The 18890-nt window shown below is 64.0% G+C and carries 16 protein-coding genes; 14 read left to right on the top strand and 2 right to left on the bottom strand.

Annotated features, from left to right (window positions below; all coding sequences use genetic code 11):
• The first annotated feature begins 22 nt into the window (after positions 1 to 22).
• The 12 genes from K3M67_RS19715 to K3M67_RS19660 all read left to right on the top strand — a co-directional run bounded on the left by K3M67_RS19715 (position 23) and on the right by K3M67_RS19660 (position 11566).
• Complete coding sequence (locus K3M67_RS19715) at positions 23 to 658, top strand: TraV family lipoprotein (protein WP_285833106.1); 636 nt, start codon at positions 23 to 25, stop codon at positions 656 to 658.
• The gene (locus tag K3M67_RS19710; RefSeq protein ID WP_285833105.1) at positions 655 to 3174 is read left to right on the top strand and encodes a TraC family protein; all 2520 of its coding nucleotides are present in this window, start codon (positions 655 to 657) and stop codon (positions 3172 to 3174) included. Before K3M67_RS19715 ends, K3M67_RS19710 begins: the two co-directional genes overlap by 4 nt.
• Positions 3174 to 3500 (top strand): hypothetical protein, encoded by a 327-nt coding sequence (locus tag K3M67_RS19705; RefSeq protein ID WP_066855501.1) that lies wholly within the window; start codon positions 3174 to 3176, stop codon positions 3498 to 3500. The genes K3M67_RS19710 and K3M67_RS19705 overlap by 1 nt, the downstream gene beginning before the upstream one ends.
• Entirely contained in the window at positions 3497 to 3733 is a 237-nt protein-coding gene (locus K3M67_RS19700) for a hypothetical protein (protein ID WP_285833104.1), read from the top strand. Before K3M67_RS19705 ends, K3M67_RS19700 begins: the two co-directional genes overlap by 4 nt.
• Positions 3723 to 4352, top strand: a complete 630-nt coding sequence (locus K3M67_RS19695; protein ID WP_285833103.1) for a conjugal transfer protein TraW — start codon at positions 3723 to 3725, stop codon at positions 4350 to 4352. Before K3M67_RS19700 ends, K3M67_RS19695 begins: the two co-directional genes overlap by 11 nt.
• Positions 4349 to 5362: a TraU family protein gene (locus K3M67_RS19690; RefSeq protein ID WP_285833102.1), complete on the top strand. Its 1014-nt coding sequence runs from the start codon at positions 4349 to 4351 to the stop codon at positions 5360 to 5362. The genes K3M67_RS19695 and K3M67_RS19690 overlap by 4 nt, the downstream gene beginning before the upstream one ends.
• A gap of 367 nt (positions 5363 to 5729) precedes the next feature.
• The gene (locus tag K3M67_RS19685; protein WP_285833101.1) at positions 5730 to 7661 is read left to right on the top strand and encodes a hypothetical protein; all 1932 of its coding nucleotides are present in this window, start codon (positions 5730 to 5732) and stop codon (positions 7659 to 7661) included.
• Positions 7661 to 8749: a conjugal transfer protein TraN gene (gene traN / locus K3M67_RS19680; protein WP_285833737.1), complete on the top strand. Its 1089-nt coding sequence runs from the start codon at positions 7661 to 7663 to the stop codon at positions 8747 to 8749. The genes K3M67_RS19685 and traN overlap by 1 nt, the downstream gene beginning before the upstream one ends.
• 151 nt (positions 8750 to 8900) lie before the next feature.
• On the top strand, positions 8901 to 9554 hold the full coding sequence (locus K3M67_RS19675; RefSeq protein ID WP_353051183.1) for a type-F conjugative transfer system pilin assembly protein TrbC: 654 nt from the start codon (positions 8901 to 8903) through the stop codon (positions 9552 to 9554).
• On the top strand, positions 9526 to 10125 hold the full coding sequence (locus tag K3M67_RS19670; RefSeq protein ID WP_285833099.1) for a S26 family signal peptidase: 600 nt from the start codon (positions 9526 to 9528) through the stop codon (positions 10123 to 10125). Before K3M67_RS19675 ends, K3M67_RS19670 begins: the two co-directional genes overlap by 29 nt.
• Before the next feature lie 44 nt (positions 10126 to 10169).
• Positions 10170 to 10973: a conjugal transfer protein TraF gene (locus K3M67_RS19665; RefSeq protein ID WP_285833736.1), complete on the top strand. Its 804-nt coding sequence runs from the start codon at positions 10170 to 10172 to the stop codon at positions 10971 to 10973.
• Complete coding sequence (locus K3M67_RS19660) at positions 10970 to 11566, top strand: hypothetical protein (RefSeq protein ID WP_285833098.1); 597 nt, start codon at positions 10970 to 10972, stop codon at positions 11564 to 11566. The genes K3M67_RS19665 and K3M67_RS19660 overlap by 4 nt, the downstream gene beginning before the upstream one ends.
• 32 nt (positions 11567 to 11598) lie before the next feature.
• Here K3M67_RS19660 and K3M67_RS19655 read toward each other — a convergent pair whose 3' ends face one another.
• Entirely contained in the window at positions 11599 to 12765 is a 1167-nt protein-coding gene (locus K3M67_RS19655; RefSeq protein ID WP_285833097.1) for an ATP-binding protein, read from the bottom strand.
• A 128-nt stretch (positions 12766 to 12893) separates the two neighbouring features.
• Here K3M67_RS19655 and K3M67_RS19650 point away from each other — a divergent pair, with 128 nt between their 5' ends.
• Together K3M67_RS19650 and K3M67_RS19645 are read left to right on the top strand one after the other, a co-directional pair.
• Positions 12894 to 14315 (top strand): conjugal transfer protein TraH, encoded by a 1422-nt coding sequence (locus K3M67_RS19650; RefSeq protein ID WP_285833096.1) that lies wholly within the window; start codon positions 12894 to 12896, stop codon positions 14313 to 14315.
• 14 nt (positions 14316 to 14329) lie between these two features.
• Positions 14330 to 18058, top strand: coding sequence for a conjugal transfer protein TraG N-terminal domain-containing protein (locus K3M67_RS19645; RefSeq protein ID WP_285833095.1), 3729 nt, complete (start codon positions 14330 to 14332; stop codon positions 18056 to 18058).
• Here the strand turns inward: K3M67_RS19645 and K3M67_RS19640 are convergent.
• Complete coding sequence (locus tag K3M67_RS19640) at positions 18042 to 18479, bottom strand: hypothetical protein (protein WP_285833094.1); 438 nt, start codon at positions 18477 to 18479, stop codon at positions 18042 to 18044. The genes K3M67_RS19645 and K3M67_RS19640 overlap by 17 nt on opposite strands.
• Between the last annotated feature and the right edge of the window lie 411 nt (positions 18480 to 18890).

Below are 18890 nucleotides of genomic sequence, written 5' to 3'. Positions count from 1 at the left end.
CCGCACCCAAGGAGACACGCCCATGCCGCTCCTCGCATTTCCTTCAGCCTCGTCTGTATACCGCGTCAGCGTGCCACTGATGCTGCTCGCCAGCCTTCCCGCCTGCACCGCCATCGGCTCGGTCATGTCGCCCTATCCTGAAAAGTTCAGCTGCAAGAATAGCGACCATGGCCAGTGCATCCACCCCGAGCGCGCCTATGAGGATGCGGTCGCCGGCGCCGCCTCCCGGTCCGATCCCAGGGTCACGAACGACAGGAAGATGCTGAAAGGCAGCGCCGTCGCCGCCTCGCCCGGATCGACGGGACGCGCCAGGGGCAAGGCCGCCACGCCTTATCTTGGCTATCGTGACAGCGTCTATCGCGAGCTTCAGGGGTTGGTCGAAGCGCCAGTGACGCCGATGCTGCGGCCCGGACGCACGATCCGCACGCTCATCCTTCCTTATGCCGACCGTGAACGGCCCGACCGGCTCTACATGCCGCGCTACGTCTATTCGATCCTCGACAAGCCCCAATGGGTGGTCGGCGACTATCTGGTGAGCCCCGTCAATCCGGCGAGCCGTGTGCCAGTCCTCGAGCAGGTGAAGGCCAAGCCCGCGCCGATGGAGACGAGCGACCTTCCCGCTCCACCGCAGGAACAGCCGCGAGAGCAGGGGCAATGAAGGCGCCCGGCACCCGTCATGGCGGCGGCATGACGTTCGAGCGGCTGCGCCAGAGCGTTTCGCGCGATGCCTATTCCGACTTTCTGCCGATGGTCGCCTGGGTCGCGGAGGAGGAAGCCTTCCTCTGCATCGACGATGGCTGGGGCCAGGCCTGGGAACTCGTGCCCAGTGCCTATCTCTTCGCCCATGTCCATCAGGCGCTGCTCGGCCTCCTAAACATCCACTTCGCGCCGGGCACCGTGGTCCAGCTCCACTGCTTTGCCGACCCGCTGATCGACGGCGCGCTCGACGCTTTCCTCGATCTGAAATCCCGGCCCGATCCGTTGATACAGGCTTCGGCGCGCCGGACCCGCGACTATCTGCGCGACGGGACGCAGGGGCTCGACGCGCTGCACGGCATTCCGCTGCGCAATTTCCGCCTCCTTCTCTCGATCAAGACGAGGAAGCCCCTGGGCGCCGACTTGCGGCGACAGATTGAGGAACAACTCTCCAAGCTCGGCATCGCCCGCATCGCGCCCGAGGCACTCGTCACCTTCTATCGCCGCATCTTCAACGGCGTATTCGAAAATGCACCGGGCGTTTTTGCACGCGGCAGCGACGACGTGCCCGCGCGCCCGGTCCGAAAGCAGCTGATCGATGCCGGCCCGGATCTCGTCTTCGATGGCCCGGAACTGTTCCTCGGCGACCAGGTCGCCCGCTGCCTGACGCCCAAGTCGCCGGCCCGGCGCGTGACAGCCGAACGCTGCAATCGCCTTCTGGGCGGGATGCGCGGCGCCTCGGAGGACAGCGACCAGATTGGCGGGCCCTTCCTCTATACACTCAACATCCTGTTCGATCATTCAAGCTTCGAGATCCACAAGCGCGCGCAGATCCTCTCCGCGCAAAAGGCCGCTGGCAGTTTCGCGGTCGAGGTGGGAAAGCAGATCGAGGAGATAGGCTGGGTGCTCGATGAGGCGGGCAATAGCCGCTTCGTCTCGGTGATCCCGGTCATCTGGGTATTCGGCCGCGATAGCGCGCAGGCGCGTGAGATGGCCGCGCGCGCCAAGCGCCTCTGGGAAAGCGAGCCGCTGCCCTGGATGATGCAGGAGGAGAGCTATCTCAATCCGGTCCTGCTACCAATGGCGCTCCCCTTCGGCTTCTATCCCGACCGGCGGACGGTGCGGATGCTGGAGCGCGACCTTCCCATGCCCGCCAAAGCGGCAGCGCTTCTGGCGCCCGTCCAGACCGACTTTCGCGGCGGGGGGCGCCCCGCCCTCCTCTATGCCGGGCGCAAGGGCCAGCTCATCACGCTCGATCTCTTCGACACGCGCATCAACAATTATAATTTCATCGTTTCGGCCGAGAGCGGCGCGGGCAAGAGCTTCCTCCTCAATAACCTCTGCCAGCAATATTATGCCCAAGGCGCGCTCATCCGCATCATCGATATCGGCGGCAGCTATGCCAAGCTCTGCACGCTCTGCTCGGGCCGCTACATCGACATTGGCGAGGAGCATTTCGTCCTCAACCCCTTCGACATGGGCTTCGCGCTCGACGGCGACGATCGCCAGTCGGCCATCTCCATGGCGGTCGCCATCGTCGCGGAAATGGCCAATGCCGCGACCCGCAAGGGCGTCAGCACGTCCGAATGGAACCTGCTCAAGTCCGCAGTCCAGTGGACGATCGACAGCGGGCGCGCGGAAGCCGGGATCGACGCGGTCCGCGACTGGCTCGGCGCCTATCCCGCTTATGCGATGAGCGATCTCGACAAGGTCGAGCATCTGATCCCCGCTGCACGCGAACTTGCCTTCAACCTGCGCGATTTTGCCAGTTCGGGCGCTTATGGCCATTATTTCAACGGGCCCTCGACCTTCGACATTTCCGCCGATGAATTTGTCGTGCTCGAGCTTGAGCGCCTCAAAGCCATGCCCGATCTCTTCAATGTGATCGTGATGGTGGTGGTGAATGCGGTCACCCAGGAACTCTATCTTTCGGCACGCGATCGGCCCCGCTTTGTCCTGTGCGATGAGGCCGCCCAGTTCATGACCCGCACCGACGGGCAGGATCTTTCTCGCCTCGCCGAGGTGTTCGGCCAGGGCTACAGGCGCGCGCGCAAATATCAGGGGAGTTTCGGGGTCGTGCTCCAGTCGATGAACGACTTGCTGCTGTTCGGAGGAACCGGACAGGTAATCCTCGAAAATGCCGCCACCCGCTTCCTGCTCCAGGGGTCGACCTACGATCGGGCGGTCGAGAACAAGATCCTCGATTATTCAGGCTTCGTCCTCGATCTCCTGAAATCGGTCCGCAACAACAAGCCCCATTATTCGGAAGTCTTCATCGACTCGCCTCTGGGTCTGGGCATCGCCCGGCTCGTCGTCGACCCCTTCTCCTACTGGATCAATACCAGCGCACCACAGGAGGTGGCGGCGTTCGAGGCGCGACTGCGCCGGGGCATGTCGCCGCTCGAGGCAGTCTGCGATCTCGCCGGCGTCGATCCGACCGAAATCCTTGGGTCCACCTTTACTGGGGAGCAGCTCTGATGCGCACGCCGCCCGACCAGAACCAGCCCCGCTTCGAATTCGAGCCCGACCCGAAACTGGAAGCCTTCATTGAGGCACGCGCGGCGGCCAGGGCCGAGGCGCAGGCCTTCCAATGGCGCTTCCGGCTTGTGACGATCGAGACGATGATGCTTAGCTTCCTCGTCGGCGCCGCCGGCATCGCGCTTCAGAAGCCTCCGTTCCTGATCCTGCGCGCAGCGGTGATGGTGGCCGCAGGCTGCTTTGCGAGCGGCATATTGCTTATCGGCATGACCGGCGCTGCGGGCAAGTCGGCTAAATGGCTACGCCGCTGGTGGAACAGGCGATGAAGGGCATCCTCAGCGCCGCCCCGGCAACTGGGCCGATCCGCCTGCTGGTCGGCACGCAGCTCATGCTGCTCGTCCTCACGATCCTGGTGCTCGAAACTCCAGGCGCGCTGCCGCTGCGTCTCCAGGGGCTGCTGCTCGCCGGCTTGGTGCTCGGCGCGTCGGCGCTGATCTGCGCGATCCGTGGCGACAGAACTGACGAACGACCCTGGTGGAGACGGCGTCATGACCACTGAGCCATGCCCCGATCGCGCGCGGCACGCCCTGATTGGCGCGCTGATGCTGGGCCTTGCCTGCGGCCATCCCGCGCTGGCGTCGACCTCCACGATCGGGCGAACCTGGCCGATCGCTGAGCGGGACGCCATGGCGGAGATCGAAGCGCGCGCTGCCAGGGCGCCCAGTCTTGCCTCGCGCCTCGGCCCGCGCTCGAGCTGGTCGGCGCTCCGGGCGGCGCCATTGAGGCAGGCCAGGGTCGACCGCGTCCGCAGCCTCGTTCCTTTCTATACGGTGGAGGAGGATATCCGCCTGCCCGATGGCCGGTTGCTTTACCCCAAGGGCTTCACCTTCAACCCGCTCGACTATGTGTCGTTGCCCCAGCGCCTCGTTATCGTCCATCCCCGTGATCTTGGCTGGGCGCTGAAGCAGGCGCGCTTTACCGATTTCATCCTGCTTACCGCGGGCGATGCGCTCGACCTCTCCGAACGCAGCGGGCGTCCCCTTTTCATCCTGGAGGAACGGGTGAAGGAACGGCTCGGCCTCACGGTCGCGCCGGTGATCGTCGCGCAGCAGGGCAAGAAGCTCATGCTCACCGAATATGCGCCGCTGCGCGCAGCGGGCGGGAGCGCGCGGCCATGAAGCGCAGGCTTCTCGCGCGCATGGCGCCGCTCGCCCTGGCGCTGGCCGCCGGCGGCGCGTCGGCACCTGCCCACGCCTCCAAATGCGAGCCCGGCACCATCTTCAATCCCATCACCAAGGTGCGCTGGAACTGCATCTTTCCGATCACCATCGGCGGCGTGCGGGTGGGGAGTTTCGACAAGCTCGACAAGGCGCTCGACGCCCAGTCCGCTTCCAAACCCTTATGCGCCTGCCGCAAGGGCGCGACCTTCTGGTTCGGCGTGAAGGTGAGCTTCTGGTCGCCCAACCGGATGATCGATGTCGTCACCGAGCCGGGTTGCATGATGGCGCTCGGCGCCGATCTTCTGCCGACCGGCGGTCGGCTTCAGGGCAGCCAATCCTCGATCGCCGACGGCACCAACAGCCAGAAGCTGTTCGCGCAGATGCATTATTACATCGCCCCGGTCTGGAAGATGCTCGACATGTTCACCGACCTCCCGTGCATCGAGGATGACGGGTTCGACGTCACCACGATCACCGAAGTGCTGCCGACCTGGCAGTCCGGAACATTGGGCGCGATCATCCAGCCCGAAGGCATTCTCTTCGGCAATCCCGCGGCCGGCCTCGCCTGCATGGCCGACAGCGCCGCGGCCGCCGCGGGCAAGGTCATCGACCCGCTCTTCTGGTGCATGGGAAGCTGGGGCGCCACTTATCCGGTCGCGGGCGATATTCATTTTGGCGACAGCGTCGAAGCCTGGGCCGGGCTCGCCGCGCGCGGCACCTTCATGATGGGGCGCCTGGGTGCGCTCACCATCAGTTCTGCCGACGGCTGCTCCTTCAAGGCCCAGCCGATCTGGACCAAGAGCCGCTACAAGCTCCAGATCATGGAGCCGGTCAAGGGCGGCAAATGCGTCAACATCGGACGCCCCGGCGCGCTCTGGTCCTCGGGCAAACATGCGCCCGGCAAGGACAATGCCCAGTTCATGTCCTTTGAAAAGGTGATCTGCTGCGCGGGGGTGTCCGCCCCATGAGCCGATCCCTTCCGCCATGCCCCACAGCGATCCGGTTTCAAGCCCGGTCTGCCCGCCAAGGCCATGTCGGCCCGGCCGGCCGCTGCGCGGGCGGAGCGGCGCCGGCGCCATACGGCGCCGCTCCAACACCCAATTCTTCCCGTGCGGCTTTGAAAACGCATGGGGAGAAGGTCAGCACGGCCGGAGATACCCCCGGCGGACGAGGATACCTCCCTCTCCTTGTCTCCTCGTTCGCATCGGCCGTGCTGACCATGTTCGCAGGAAAGGCGGCCCTCGGATACCCTTCCGCGCCGCCCGGCATTGCGGGGCTTTGCCTCTTGTTCCCCCTTCGAGCCGTCGTCACAGTCGGCATCTGCCAGGACGAGACATGAGAAAGCTCTTCTCGCCTTCGCTCGCGATACTCGCAGCCCTGAGTGCACAAACGGCCTTCGCGCAGGACATGGATGGGCGCGCACGATCAGCGGCGGCGGCCTCGCGCGCCAAATCTGGCGACAGCGACGCGATCAGTCGGAACTATCTGACGCCGGGCCTCGCCAACCAACCCGTCAGCACGATCGACAATAGCCGCAGCTTCACGCCCAATATCGCGTGTCAGCAGAGCGCCACCATGCTCGAAATCCTGGTCCAGCCCGGCAGCACCGGCGACATCACCCATCTTTCCATTTCCCGCGACAAGGATCTCGACGGCAGCTTCGACAGCAGCCTCACCCTGCCGGTCCCGGTTTCGGGCATCTGCGCCAACGGGATCATTTCCTGTTCGCCCGGAAGCTGGAACCAGTGCCGGAGCTTCAGATGGGATGTCGGCAGTACAGGCGATTTGAAGCTGAGTGCGGTCGACCTGCCAGAATTATCCGGCTGCTACTGCGTCAATGCAAGCTGTGGCACCAACCTTGTCTCAGGCAATTTGCCCTCGGTCCTCAAGGATCTGGGTGGCGGGGTCATCGGCGCGCTCACGACCGCCGATCCCAGGATCGCAGTGGCGCAGGCCAGTATCGACGGCCCGGTCATCCGCTATGTCGGCGCGCAGACGACAGCCTGCAGTTCCTCGCCTACGGTGTCCGCGACCAGCTACCGCGCCAACCCGACCGCGATCAGCGGCGACGCCTATGCGGCCTCGCAGACAAATTCTGTCTTTACAGCGCTCGCGGCCTCACCGGCGGGGAATGGCAAGGCTGAGGAAACGCGCTCCTGCACGATCGAGCGCGAAATTTCGGTCAAGGCCTGGGAATTCACCGATATCGTCTCGGCCAGCGGCTCGATCTCCTCGACCAGTAGTTGCGGCACCGGATGCCTCCGCTTCCAGATCGGAGGCACGGGAACCTGCGGCAGCAATCCGCCGCTCTATTCAGTGACCTTCAATCCGCTGCTGCCCAGCCGGATCGTCTCGGCGCGGATCATCGAGATGGGCGCGGACGACTGGGTCCAGGGGCGGATCAACGGCCAGGTCGTGGGGTCCGCCGGCAAGCGCCTCTGGACGGGCGATGGCCTGCCATCGGGTGACTGCCGGATCAGCGATGATCCCTGGTATAACCGCACGCCCATCGACTTTACCGACACGCTCAAGTCTGGCGCGACCTCCGTCAGCGCGCGCGTGCGCGGCGGCGGTGGAGGCAATTGGGGCACCATCACCGTCGAGATCCAGGTCGACACCAGCTGCGAGGTCAGCGAACGACTGGTTGATCTCTGCACGGGCTATGCAAGCGACCCCACTTGCCGCCTGACTCAGGACGTTGTCGACGGCGTGGAGACAGTCAGAAACGGCGTCGTCACGGGCCTCAAGCCCCTGCCCCTCACCCGCCTGTTCGGCACGGGCAACTGCACCTTTCAATATAGCCGCGACTTTTTCCTGCGGACGCGGCGCTATGCCTGCGTGGTCGATACGTCGGGAACTGTGCAGCCCGATCTTGCCCGCGCAACCTACATCATCGATCATTCCACAGAGACGCTGCTTGCCGACCAGACTCGCGCCAGCGAAGGCTCCCTCGTCCAGTCGACCCGCGCCTTCGCCCTCCCCGACCGTCCGGCGGTCGCGGCCTGCGAAACCATCTGCAAGACCCGCGCGCCCAGCGCCAATAGCGGCGTCGCGCCCTCTGGCGCCGTGGCGGAAAAGCAGAATGTGCCCGTGGGTTGGGACAGCTTCTATCATGTCTGCTCGGCCGACAATGTCTGCCCGCTGGGCGAAGGCGAGGAGATCGTCTCACCCTGCGGCTGCCTCGACGATTTCCCGGAAGCGGTGGTCATGATGCAGACGGTCCGGCTCGCAGGCTCGGACCTTGCCTGCACGGCGGTGGCGCGATGATGCGCCGGCTTGCCCCCGCACTCGCGCTCACCTGCGCGCTGGTGCAGCTCTCATTGGTGCCGCAGGCCCACGCCGCGCAACTCTGCGCCGCAGACCTCAATGGCAACGGCGATGCCGCCGATGAAGGCGAAATGGCGCAGTGCCTTGCAACCACGGATGGCGGCACGCTTTGTCCCATCGGTGCGGTCGATTGCGTGGCCGATGCGCTGGGTTCCTATGCCTGTCCGCTGGGCGCAAGCTATGCCTGCAAGACCTCGGCCTCACGTGCCGTGCCGGCCTGCTCGCCCCATAGCTGCATCGATACCTCCGCCACGCCGATCGAGAATGAGGAGGTCGTCGACGATCCCGGCGCGCCGGGGGACGGCCCGGTCGATGCCGACGGCAATTGTTTGGGGACGATCGAGATATTCGGTGGACGGGCACTGCGCTGCCGGCCGCCGGGCGCGAGCGTCGCATTCCAGAATTGCTGCAAGGACAAGGGGAAAATCGTGAAGGACGGGATGGGCGGCTCGCTCAGCTCCATCACGACGAAGATCGCGATCGCCAAGGGCGTCTTCACCGGAATGAAAGCGGCCTATACCGCCTTCAAGGCCGGCGCGACCGCGAGCGAGGCGGCGTCCGCAGGCGCCAACGCGATCATCGTCGGCATAGACCCCACCTCGATCGCGATCAGCCTTGCCATCAACTATATGATCGAGGTGCTGCTCCAGGGCTGCGACCAACAGGATATGGAAACCGGCATGCTGCGCGGCTCGGGAATGTGCCATGAGGTCGGCACCTACTGCTCGTCCAGGATCCTGGGCATCTGCATCCAGAAGGCGCGGGGCCATTGCTGCTTCAACACCAAGCTCGGCCGGATCATCCAGGAGCAGGGCCGGCCGCAACTCATAGCCTTCAACAGCCTTGGCTGGGGCACGCCCGAACATCCCTATTGCCGCGGCTTTTCGGCGGAAGAGTTCCAGGCGCTCGATTTCAGCCGGATGGATCTCAGCGAATATTATTCCGACATCGAGGCCCGCGCCCAATCCGACATCCAGATCGACATGAAGGAGAAGATCGATGCGACGCTCAGCATCATCCATCCCTGATTTCTTGCTGTGCGCCGGCGCCATGGTCGCGCTTTGCGCGGCAGCTCTAGCGCCAGCGCAGGGCCAGCAAACGGCGGACGAGCGCAGGCCGCCCGCATCAGACAAGTCCGTTCTATCCGGTCCAGCCGGCATCCCCGAACCATCGCAGGCGATGCGCCGGCGGGCCTTCGAGGCGATGCGGCAAAAGGGGCGCTTTCCCGACATCGAAGCGCGGGCGCGCAAAGATCGGGAGAATGCCGCCCAGCGTCTGGCTGCCGAGCATGATGCTGTGCAAAAGCGCCTTTACGAGGCGCTGGGACTCGCCGCGCCGATCGATGCAGCAAAGTCTAAGGATGTCCGCGAACCGGGTTCAGCAAAGAGCTGGGTGCCGATGCTGTTCGCCTCCTCCTCCATGCCGCTCCAGACCCTCCGCAATTACGCCGGGCAGCTTGAACTGGTGGGCGGGGTCATCGCCTTTCGCGGCGTGCCCGGGGGCATGAGCAAGATCGGCCCGATGGCGAAACTGACGGCGCAGATACTGCGCGTCGATCCGGGCTGCGAAGGGCCTGCCTGCACGATGCGCAATGTCCAGCTTATCGTCGACCCGATCCTCTTTCGCCAGCATGGCGTCAGTCAGGTCCCTGCCTTCGCCATGGTGCCGGGCAACCCCACTCTGCCCTATTGTGAGCGCGAAGAAAAGGTCGAACCGCGCGCCAGCCATATCGTCTATGGCGACGCGGCACTGTCGGGACTTTTCGAAGAATATGCCCGCCTTGGCGGCAAGGAGGAGGTCAGCGATGCTGCGTCTCGCCTGTATCACCGCTAGCGCGGCCTGGCCGCGCCTCAAGGCACTGCCTCGCGAGACAGTGGCTGCACTCGGCGGCGCGGTCGAGGATCAGCCGGCCAATCCGCGCCGTCTGACGCTAGCCCTTACCATCACCCTGCCGCTCGCTGGTCTTGCGGGTTATCTCCTGCCGAAGGTGACCCTCGTGATGAGCCCATCAATTGATGCCTGGGCGGTGCGGCCCGCTCCGGGGCCGATCCGGAAAGGCGACCTCGTCCAGTTCATGCTGTCCCAACCCGTTGCCGGTCCCCGTCCGGTCAGCGTCACCAAGAGAGCTGCGTGCCTCCCGGGTGAGCGGCTGCGAGAGATTGAGCGGCCAGCGCTCGATGGCAAGCCTGGAACCCGCAGCTGGTATTATTGCGGTCGGACCTTTCTCGGCGCGACCCGCCCGTTCAGTCACGACGGCCAACCGCTGCCGCAGTTCCACTGGGGCGACCGGCCGATCCCGGCGGGCTTTATCTATGTCGGCTCCGATCATGCCGGAGGCTTTGACAGTCGTTATTTCGGCCCCGTCCGGATCGAGCGCCTCACCCGGATGGAGCGGCTTCTGTGACCCGCCGCGACATCCTGCCGGGAGCGGCGATTGTTGGTCTTGTCATGGCAGGACCAGCATCGGCACAGGATGGCGTGCGTCAGGGCTACTGGTGGTACGCGCCAAAACCCGACCCGGAACAGCCAAGCGACGAGCTTCCACCCGCGCCTGCCATTCCGCCGATGGGGGAGCTGGCGCGCTGGAGCCCGCCCCGCATCGCCAAGCTCATTGCAGAGCAGCGCGACTATGCTGCGACCGTGCTCACGGTCGACGCCGTTTCGGACTTCTGGCGCCTCCAGGATTTCGCGAGACGTAAGGCCCGCGCCTTTGCGGGCGTCACCCAGCTTGCGATGCTCGCTCATCCCGAGCTCAGCGCCAAGTCCGCCAACCCGATGATCGGCGATGCGCGCGATGCCCTCACCGCGGAAAAGGACGCGGTGCGCCGCGCCTATCTCCGCTCGCGGGGCGCCGAATTCGCGCTGGTCATGTTCTCGCGCACCTCCTGCGGCTATTGCCGGGTGCAATGGCCGATCCTCCAGCGCTTCCAGGAGGAAACTGGCTGGCAGATCATCCGCGAGGACCTCGACCGGCGGCCGGAACTTGGCGCTCGCCTGGGCGTGGAGGTGACGCCCACCACCATGGTCATTCGCCGCAACTCCGCGCAGCGCATGGTCATCGCCAATGGCGTCGAGGCCTTCCCCACGCTCATCCAGACCGCCTATCAGGCAGTGAAATTGCTCTCGGGCGACATAAGGCCGGAACAGTTCCTGACCGGTGCCGGTGAGGAGAATGGCTTTTTCGACGCGCTCGCCAATGGTCCGGTCGCGGCCGCCGATCCGATGGCGAACCCAGCCGGGGACCGCCCATGAGGGCCCTTCCTCTTCGACCATCGATCGCGCTGCTGGGCGTGCTGCCGCTCCCGGTCCATGCGCAGGCGGAACGACTGGCACCTGACCGTGTCGCGGCAGCCCGCGCCGCGATCCATCCGGTGTCCAGCGCCCGCGAAATGCAGAGCTGGCTCGCCCGCGTTCCCCGAACTGTCGATTATCCGCCGGATTTCGAGGCGGCTTTGAAGGGCGAAGGGTCCGCATTCGTCATCGAGATGAGCACGGCGCCCGGCTGCCTGCCCTGCGGCGATCTCTGGACCAAGCTTCTTGCTCTCAAGACGCGCTACAGGCTGACAGTCCGTCCGATCGGCAGGGACGAGGCGATGCTCCGTTCAGGACGGCTCGGCCTTCCGTGGATCGGCCATCCCGTCGCCTGGCTCCGCCCGGTCTCCGACGAGGCGCGCATCCTGCCGATCGCGATCGGGACGGATCATCCAGCCAATCTCGCCCGCAACATCTATCTTGGGCTGAAGATGCAGACCGGCGTGCGGGCCGCGGTCGGCGTTCGCGCGATGGCGAAGTTCACGGGAATTGTCGCGGGCATCTCCAACGCAAAAGGGGAGGATCGGAACTGATCATGCCGGGCGTCTCAATCATCGACATTCCGTCAATGCAGAGACAGGAGCCATCGGCCTGCCTCGGCTATCGCGCAAACCTCGATATTCTCGGCGAGCTTGTAGGTCTCTTCTCCAGGGTAGATAACGATCCGCCGCGCCGGATCCAGATCTGCGCAAGCATGATGGAAGCCCCGCTCGACCTTGGGCGAAAGGCTGCGCTTGATCTCGAAGGCCCAAAGGCCATGCCCCGGAATGCTGAGGAGAAGATCGATCTCGGCGCCGGCCGATGTTCTGTAGAAATGCGCCTGCGTTCCTTCGGGGGCCGCCGATATCAGCGTCTCGATTGCAAACCCCTCCCAGCTTGCGCCGGCGACGGGATGTCCCAGCACATCCTCGCGGGTGGCAAGACCCAGCAATGTGTGGACGATGCCGCTATCGCGCACATAGACGCGAGGCGATTTGACGAGACGCTTGCCGCTATTGCTGTGCCAGGGCTCAAGCCTACGGACGAGAAGCAGGTCGACCAGAAGGTCGAGATAGGAGGCGATGGTCTTGGAATCGACGCCAAGACTGCGCCCCAGGTCCGAGGCATTCAACAGGCCCGATTGATGGTGGGCGAGCATCGTCCAGAAACGCCTCAGCGTTTCGAAAGGAATACGCGGACCCAGCATGGGAATGTCACGTTCGAGATAGGTTCGGATGAAGTCCTGCCTCCAACGCCGGCTCGTGGCATCGCTGGTGGCGAGATAGCTGTCGGGAAAGCCGCCGCGAATCCAAAGCCGATCAACATCCCCGTCGCCCACCTCCAGGGCGTCGAGCGGACGCATTTCCAGATAGGCGATGCGCCCGGCAAGACTTTCGCCCGATTGAGCCAGCAATTCCATGGAAGCCGAACCCAGCAGCAGGAACCGACCCGTCCGCAATCCCTTGCGACGCCCCCGATCGATGAGGCCGCGCAGAAGCTGGAAGAGGTCCGGAAGTCGATGAACCTCGTCGAGTATGACGAGCTTGTCTTCATGGCTTTCGAGATAGAGTTCGGGATCGGCAAGCTTCGCGCGATCCCGGTCCGATTCGAGATCGAGATAGATGGATGGCCGGTCATAGGTCAGTTCCTGCGCAAGCGTCGTCTTGCCGACCTGGCGTGGCCCGAGCAAGGCGACCGCAGGGCTTTCATCCAGCCGAGCAATGAGCTCGCTTCTGATCCGACGTTCAATCATCCTTGCATATTCGGATCAGTATTCCAGATTTGCAAGGTTAAAAACCTCAATATTTTTCAGTTGCTGCTGAAGGGCTCGCATATGGCGGGCGCGCCCTTCCTTTTTCTCCTCACGACAAGGAAGCCGCCATGCCCCATCTCAAATCTAGCGCGACGCTAACCGTTCTGGCTCTGCTTGCAACCTGCGGGACGGCTATGCCCGCCCATGCCCAAAGCTGGGCCGAGCATTGGTTCGACAATGTGACCTATACCAGCCCTGGCAGCTTCGAGGACCAGACGCGCGGCTATGTGACGGCGGGCGGCATGTCCGGCCGCATCGATGTCCATAGCGACTATCTGATGAGCCTCACCATGCCCAAGGTAAAGGCAGGCTGCGGCGGCATCGACATGTTTCTGGGCGGCATGTCCTTCCTCGACCCCGACTATCTCGTCCAGAAGCTCGAGAGCATCCTCCAGGCCGCGCCCGCCGTCGCGTTCCAATATCTGCTGGAAACATTGGACGAGAAGATGGGGAACATCATTTCGAAGATGGAGGCGGCCACCAATTTCTTGAATTCGATCCAGGTCAACGACTGCCGCCTCGCCAACCGCATGGTCCAGATCGCCAAAGGTGACGACAATATGTCGGGCATCATCGAGGAGATGACCGGCTACAAGTCGGTGAAAGAAGGTTACGCCAAAAGCTATCAGCAGAGCCGCGAGAAGATCCAGGCGAACGGGAATAGTCCGACCGAGGATCTGAAGGACGCACTGGCCAACTGCCCGATCGAAGTGACCGACATCTTCCGCACCGGATCGCTGCTCGCCCATGCGGCGTCCCGCGTCGGCGCCGCCGATTGGGCCGCCGTCATGCGCGCGCGGGTCGGCGACGTCTATATGCGCTGGGACGCGACCGACAAGGTGCCGCTCTTCTCGGCTATCCCCGCCTGCGCTGGTCAGGATACCGAGTCCTCGGACGACTTCCTGAGCGGGCGGGTGATGCGGCGTGCGCTCAACATGCCGGCCACCGCCGCCGATTGCACGCAGGATGGGAACAAGGGCGCGCTGGCGCTCACCCGTGAGCGCATGACCTCGATCGCGGAGAAGATCAGGACGCGCGCTTCGCTCACGGCCGAGGAACGGCAGTTCGTCGCCAATGTACGGACCCTGCCGGTCTACCGAATGCTTGAATGGGGCGTGCGCCAGGATGTGGTGGACTCGGTTATCGGCGATACTGACGAGCTGGTCGCCCTGACTCTTGCCTATCAAATGCTGAACGACCTCACCCGCAGCATCGATTTTGCGATCTCCAATGCCGAGCGCGGGACCAGCGCGGCGGGCGCCGCCGATGGGACCAGCGCCAATATCTGCCAGACCCGGATCCTCACCAAGGGTATCGAGCAGCTCCGCGACCTGCGGGAGGAGGTGCTGCGCCAGCGCGCGCAGATGCGGCAATCCTATATGGCGGAGCTCTCCCAGGCGAACCTCTCGACGGGCTATGCCGGCCTCATCCGTCAGCGTGATCGGGATGCGCGTGACGCCGCCGGCACCGCCGCCAGCCGCAACCGCTGAAGGGTCACCACACCATGCGCCGCCTACCCCGACTGCCCGCGCCACTTGGCGGTTTCGCCAGCCTGTTCGTCGCCTCCCCCGCCCTCGCTCTGGAGACAAGCTTCCACACCTATGACGGCTTTGCCGAAACCGTGGACGCGTTCCGGCTCGTGTCGATGATCTTCGCCGATCCGCGCTACGAGACGCTGGTGCTGATCGTCGCTGTCGTCGGGATGGCGCTGGGCGCGGTGCTCGCCATGATCCGTGGTACCGGCATGGGCCTGGTCGCGTTCGGCCTTCAGATGCTGGTCGGCATCGGCCTGTTCGTCGGCCTCGTCGCGACGACCGGCACCGTCCATGTTTACGACCGGGTACGCAATGCCTACCAGCCAGTCGGGGACGTTCCCAATCTCATCGTCCTCGTGGCAGGCGTCACCAACATGATGGAGCGCGCGCTTGCCGAGACGATCGACGACAATACGCTCGACCCACATGCCAAGCTCGAGTTCGGTGCCGGCGGCCACGCCTTCGATCTGTTCCTCAATGCCATCAATCCGCGCGGGCCGATGACCGATGCCTTTCTCGACGCGACGATCAAGGATTATGTCCGCCAATGCTATCCGGTCGCCCGCGTCTCGCCGGCCTATGGCGTGGATGACGACCAGCTCTTCCGCACCAGCACAGATCTCCCCGCATCGTTCGCCGCGATGGCAGGGCCGTCGACCTTCAGCACGGTGTTCACGGCTTCGGACAAGGGCGGCACGACGGTCAGTTGCAGCGAAGCCTGGTCCCATATCGCCGATCGGCTCTCAGACCCGACGATCTTCGAGGACTATTCCGCCCAGGTCTGTCAGCGCACAGGCTATGACATCGCCAAGGCCGACCAGCTCGCACGGTGCCGCAGCAACCTCGCCGAGATGGGCGACATGATGCTGGAGACGCCGCTCACCGCCCAGACCTTCTTCACCAATATCCTGCTTGGCAACAGCGTGGGCGACGTTCTGTTCGAGGACAGCCCGGCGACCGCCGCCCGGGTGATGGCCAATCGCGCCGTGGTGGCGGGTGGTCTCGCCACCATGTCGACCGCCAATGAATGGATGCCCACGATCCGGGCGACGGTGTTCGGAATCATGCTGTTCATGATGCCGATCGCGCTGCTGTTCATTCTCACCCCCATCAACCTGCGGGTCGCGAGCTTTGCGCTGGGCCTCTTCGTGTTCGTGGCGCTCTGGGGCGTCATCGACGCCGGCATCTATCAGCTGACGCTGGGTCGAGCGATGGCGGTCCTTGCCGAGATGCGCTCCAATCATGTGGCGGCCACGACCTGGATGCTTGCCCCCTCCTCGGCGATGAAGGCGCTCGCCATCTTCGGGAGCTTCCGCACGGCGGCGGCGGGCCTTGCCGGCGCGTTCGTGTTCACCGTCTTCCGCTTTTCGGGCAATGTCTTCTCCTCCTTCACCGGCGGCTCGCTGGGCGTCCAGGCGCAGGGCTCGGCTGCCGCCGCTGGCGTGTCCACCTCCGAGGGCCTCGCCTCCGCGCTGGAGGCGCAGGCCTCGGCCATGGGCACGGGCGCGCGCCGTGGCGCAGCGTCGACCTTCGGAGATTTTGGGGAACGGTCGAGCTTCGGCGCCAATCGCGGCTTCGGCGCGGCGGGCGCGGTCACGGCATCCCATGGCACTGGCGCGCCCGGTGGCGCGGCGATGGGGCTTGGCGCGCTCGATGCCGCCCGCGAGATGGGCGGCCTTGCGCCCGCGCTTCATGGCCGGGACTTGGGTGACCCGGCAACGATCAGCGCGGTTCGCGCGGCGGCGGCTACCGGCGCCATCCACAATTTTGCCGACAAGGATGCGCTGCGGACCCTCGGCACCCGCTATTTTGGCGCGGGCGAGGCCGGCGAGAAGGCGTTCGGCGCCTTCACCCAGGGGTTGGTTCAGTGGCGAGCGTTTGGTGACACCCGCGCCTATGGCATGATGATGCAGCAGGCCACCCGGCATTTTGAACGGGCCGGTTATGGGAACCAAGATGCCGAACTTAAAGCGAGCGGCGTCGTGGCCGAGGCCAGCGCCGATCCGACGTTCGCGAAACTGATCGCCAATAGCTTCACTCAGGAGACGATGCTCCGCAATGACCTGACGGCAGCGCAGGTGCAAGTCGGGGCGATGGAAGGTCGCCGCGATTATGCGGGTGACCGGGTCGCCCAGGTGGAACGGGGCAACGTCGCGACCGAGCAGGCACATCGCACTGGCGGCAATGAAGGTCAGCGCGAAGCTGCCGCTATGCTTGGCCTCCCCATTGATGAGATGAGCCGCCGCATCGCCTTCATCAATGCCCTCTCCGGCGAAGCGCGCTCCTCCGCTATCACGCAACTCTCCCGCGCAACGGGCCGCAATGAAGCCCAGGTGACCAAGGCTCTCGAAACCTATCGGGCGGCGACCGATCTTGGCACGGCCGATGGCGCAACGGCTGAAGCGGCACGCGAAGGTACCAGCGTTTATGGGCGGACCCGGGAAGCTGCCGGCTATGACTTTGCCGAGCGTTCTGGAAAACTCGACGCGCAGAAGGAGGTCGGGCATGGCGGCACCCGCAGCACTGCCCGGATCGGCGAACAGCGGCGCCAGTCGGAGAATTTCGGCTTTGCACAAGGCGCCGAGGTCGCCGGCATGTCGACGCGCGAGGCGGCTCGTCTCGACAGTTTCATTCGGACGCTGGCTGATGCCAGCGGCAATCAGCTCGACATGGCGGAAGGTGGCACCGACGGCATCGCCGACCGGGCGCGCAACGCCCGGATGACCAGCATTGTCGAGCGCGAGCGTCTGTCACGCATGCAGGGCCTGCTTCGCGCCAACGGCATCGAGATGAGCAAGCGTCAGATCGCCATGGACCAGAATGGCGACTTCAGGATGAATCTTACCCCGGCGACCGCCGCTCAGATGTGGCAGGCCGGCCTTCTCAACGAAAGTCAGCTTGGCGCGGTTGCCAATGGCGGCCATGCCCGCTTCAGCCTCGCCCATAATGACCTCCTCGTCTCCAGCAGCGCTGGGTTCGAGAAGTCCGCGCGCAACGACACCAGCACGCGGTTCGAAGCGGGCAAGCAGGCCGGGCCCGACACGATCGAGCATTTCATGGGCGGTGGCGCCGAAGGTCGCGCCGCGATGGCGAACTGGCTCAAGGGCGGGTTCGAGATGGATCGTAAAGGCGATTGGCGCCTGAAACCGCAGGTCGTTGACACCCTCCAGCGGGATGTTCAGGCGATCATGGCGCAGACGGGTTGGGAGCGCTCGATCGGAAGGGCAGCTCAAGATCAGAACGTGTTCAATATTACGGCCCAAGGCGAAATCGCCGGTACAACCATCAGCACAGGCGGGGGATCTAGCAAAGATCGCTCCGGGAGTGGCAGCGGTCGAGTTGGAGGATCTCTTGCCGTTTCAAGTCAGGAAAGCGGGACCACGAACGAAGCCGCCAGCAGTCAGCTCAGCATTGTAAATTACGATGTCCGGCAAGCTATCGCCAACGCCGAGTACGCGGCTTCGAAGGCCGGCCAACCGGCAGAGGCATTCACAAATCGCCTTACCTTAGAGATCCTTGGAGCCAACGGCCTGCGAAACCGCTATCTTGGAGATGCCGACAGCGCGCGTGGAACGACCGATATAAATGCCCCCGTCACTTCATTTGAGCAGTCTTCGCTCCTCTACAGCGGCCGCTTCTCGACCGACTTAGCTAACGGTCCAACAGATGGCGACGGGTCATTCAAGAAGCGCGATTGATATAGCCGGGGTTAAGGGGGTCCAAAGAGCTGCCGATCCATAGAGCCCCGGACGCGGAATCCAGCGGATCAACCTCTTTCGGCAACCTTGACGGCCCATATTTCCTTCGCTCCCAAAATGAGTCCTCATCAAATTCACCGTCCTCCTGGGCTGGCAACGATGCCAGTCTGTTGCGCAAGAAACCAAACGAGAGAACAAGCGCCACCATCGGCGGGAAGAACAAGACGTTCAGATATCCACCGGCAGCCGAATGATAAACTTCAGCTAGAGCATCAATCCTGAGGGTTGCGAGCATGCCCAGCCAATAGGTCGGCACCGCGCTCCACCATAGCTTCGCATACCACGGCCGCCACAGCCAATCCCGCAGCCGAGTGGGCGCTTGTCGTCGACTTTGAGAATTTTCCATTATGCTCAAACTCATCACCGCTCATGATTTGAAATCTATCATCTCTTCCAGTTCATCGATAGGGGGGACTGCGTTGCTGCTCGCCATCAGCCTGACCCAATTTCAGAACAGAAAACCCAGGCTCCATGTCAACCTCTTCACTCTCTCCTCTTTGAAACGTCCCTACTCGAAATCCTCAAATCTTTGTTTCACGGCATGCGGATTCCGAATTCATCGCGCGCACCATTGTCAACCGGCGCGCAAAGTTGGCTCTGACTCACTTTTGCTGCTGTTAGGAGTATGCTCCAGCAGCTTAATCGGGAGTATCTGCCATGCACGGTCGATTTCAGCGCGCGAGCCTTGCACCCGAAGGCTTTGTAGTTGTCTCAGTGCAGAGCGTCGGGGAAGATGTCCAAATCCTGCTGCGCTCACGCTGTACTTTTGCGG

Source organism: Sphingobium sp. V4 (genome assembly GCF_029590555.1).
Lineage (GTDB): Bacteria > Pseudomonadota > Alphaproteobacteria > Sphingomonadales > Sphingomonadaceae > Sphingobium.
Note: the sequence above shows the minus strand (reverse complement) of the source record. Positions and strands in the feature narration are given on the sequence as shown.

Coding starts and splice junctions, on each gene's coding strand:
- K3M67_RS19675 (WP_353051183.1), top strand. CDS start 8,901: ATGCGCCGGCGGGCCTTCGAGGCGATGCGGCAAAAGGGGCGCTTTCCC.
- K3M67_RS19660 (WP_285833098.1), top strand. CDS start 10,970: ATGAGGGCCCTTCCTCTTCGACCATCGATCGCGCTGCTGGGCGTGCTG.
- traN (WP_285833737.1), top strand. CDS start 7,661: ATGCGCCGGCTTGCCCCCGCACTCGCGCTCACCTGCGCGCTGGTGCAG.
- K3M67_RS19655 (WP_285833097.1), bottom strand. CDS start 12,765: ATGATTGAACGTCGGATCAGAAGCGAGCTCATTGCTCGGCTGGATGAA.
- K3M67_RS19685 (WP_285833101.1), top strand. CDS start 5,730: ATGAGAAAGCTCTTCTCGCCTTCGCTCGCGATACTCGCAGCCCTGAGT.
- K3M67_RS19690 (WP_285833102.1), top strand. CDS start 4,349: ATGAAGCGCAGGCTTCTCGCGCGCATGGCGCCGCTCGCCCTGGCGCTG.
- K3M67_RS19715 (WP_285833106.1), top strand. CDS start 23: ATGCCGCTCCTCGCATTTCCTTCAGCCTCGTCTGTATACCGCGTCAGC.
- K3M67_RS19650 (WP_285833096.1), top strand. CDS start 12,894: ATGCCCCATCTCAAATCTAGCGCGACGCTAACCGTTCTGGCTCTGCTT.
- K3M67_RS19670 (WP_285833099.1), top strand. CDS start 9,526: ATGCTGCGTCTCGCCTGTATCACCGCTAGCGCGGCCTGGCCGCGCCTC.
- K3M67_RS19705 (WP_066855501.1), top strand. CDS start 3,174: ATGCGCACGCCGCCCGACCAGAACCAGCCCCGCTTCGAATTCGAGCCC.
- K3M67_RS19640 (WP_285833094.1), bottom strand. CDS start 18,479: ATGAGTTTGAGCATAATGGAAAATTCTCAAAGTCGACGACAAGCGCCC.
- K3M67_RS19645 (WP_285833095.1), top strand. CDS start 14,330: ATGCGCCGCCTACCCCGACTGCCCGCGCCACTTGGCGGTTTCGCCAGC.
- K3M67_RS19695 (WP_285833103.1), top strand. CDS start 3,723: ATGACCACTGAGCCATGCCCCGATCGCGCGCGGCACGCCCTGATTGGC.
- K3M67_RS19665 (WP_285833736.1), top strand. CDS start 10,170: ATGGCAGGACCAGCATCGGCACAGGATGGCGTGCGTCAGGGCTACTGG.
- K3M67_RS19710 (WP_285833105.1), top strand. CDS start 655: ATGAAGGCGCCCGGCACCCGTCATGGCGGCGGCATGACGTTCGAGCGG.
- K3M67_RS19700 (WP_285833104.1), top strand. CDS start 3,497: ATGAAGGGCATCCTCAGCGCCGCCCCGGCAACTGGGCCGATCCGCCTG.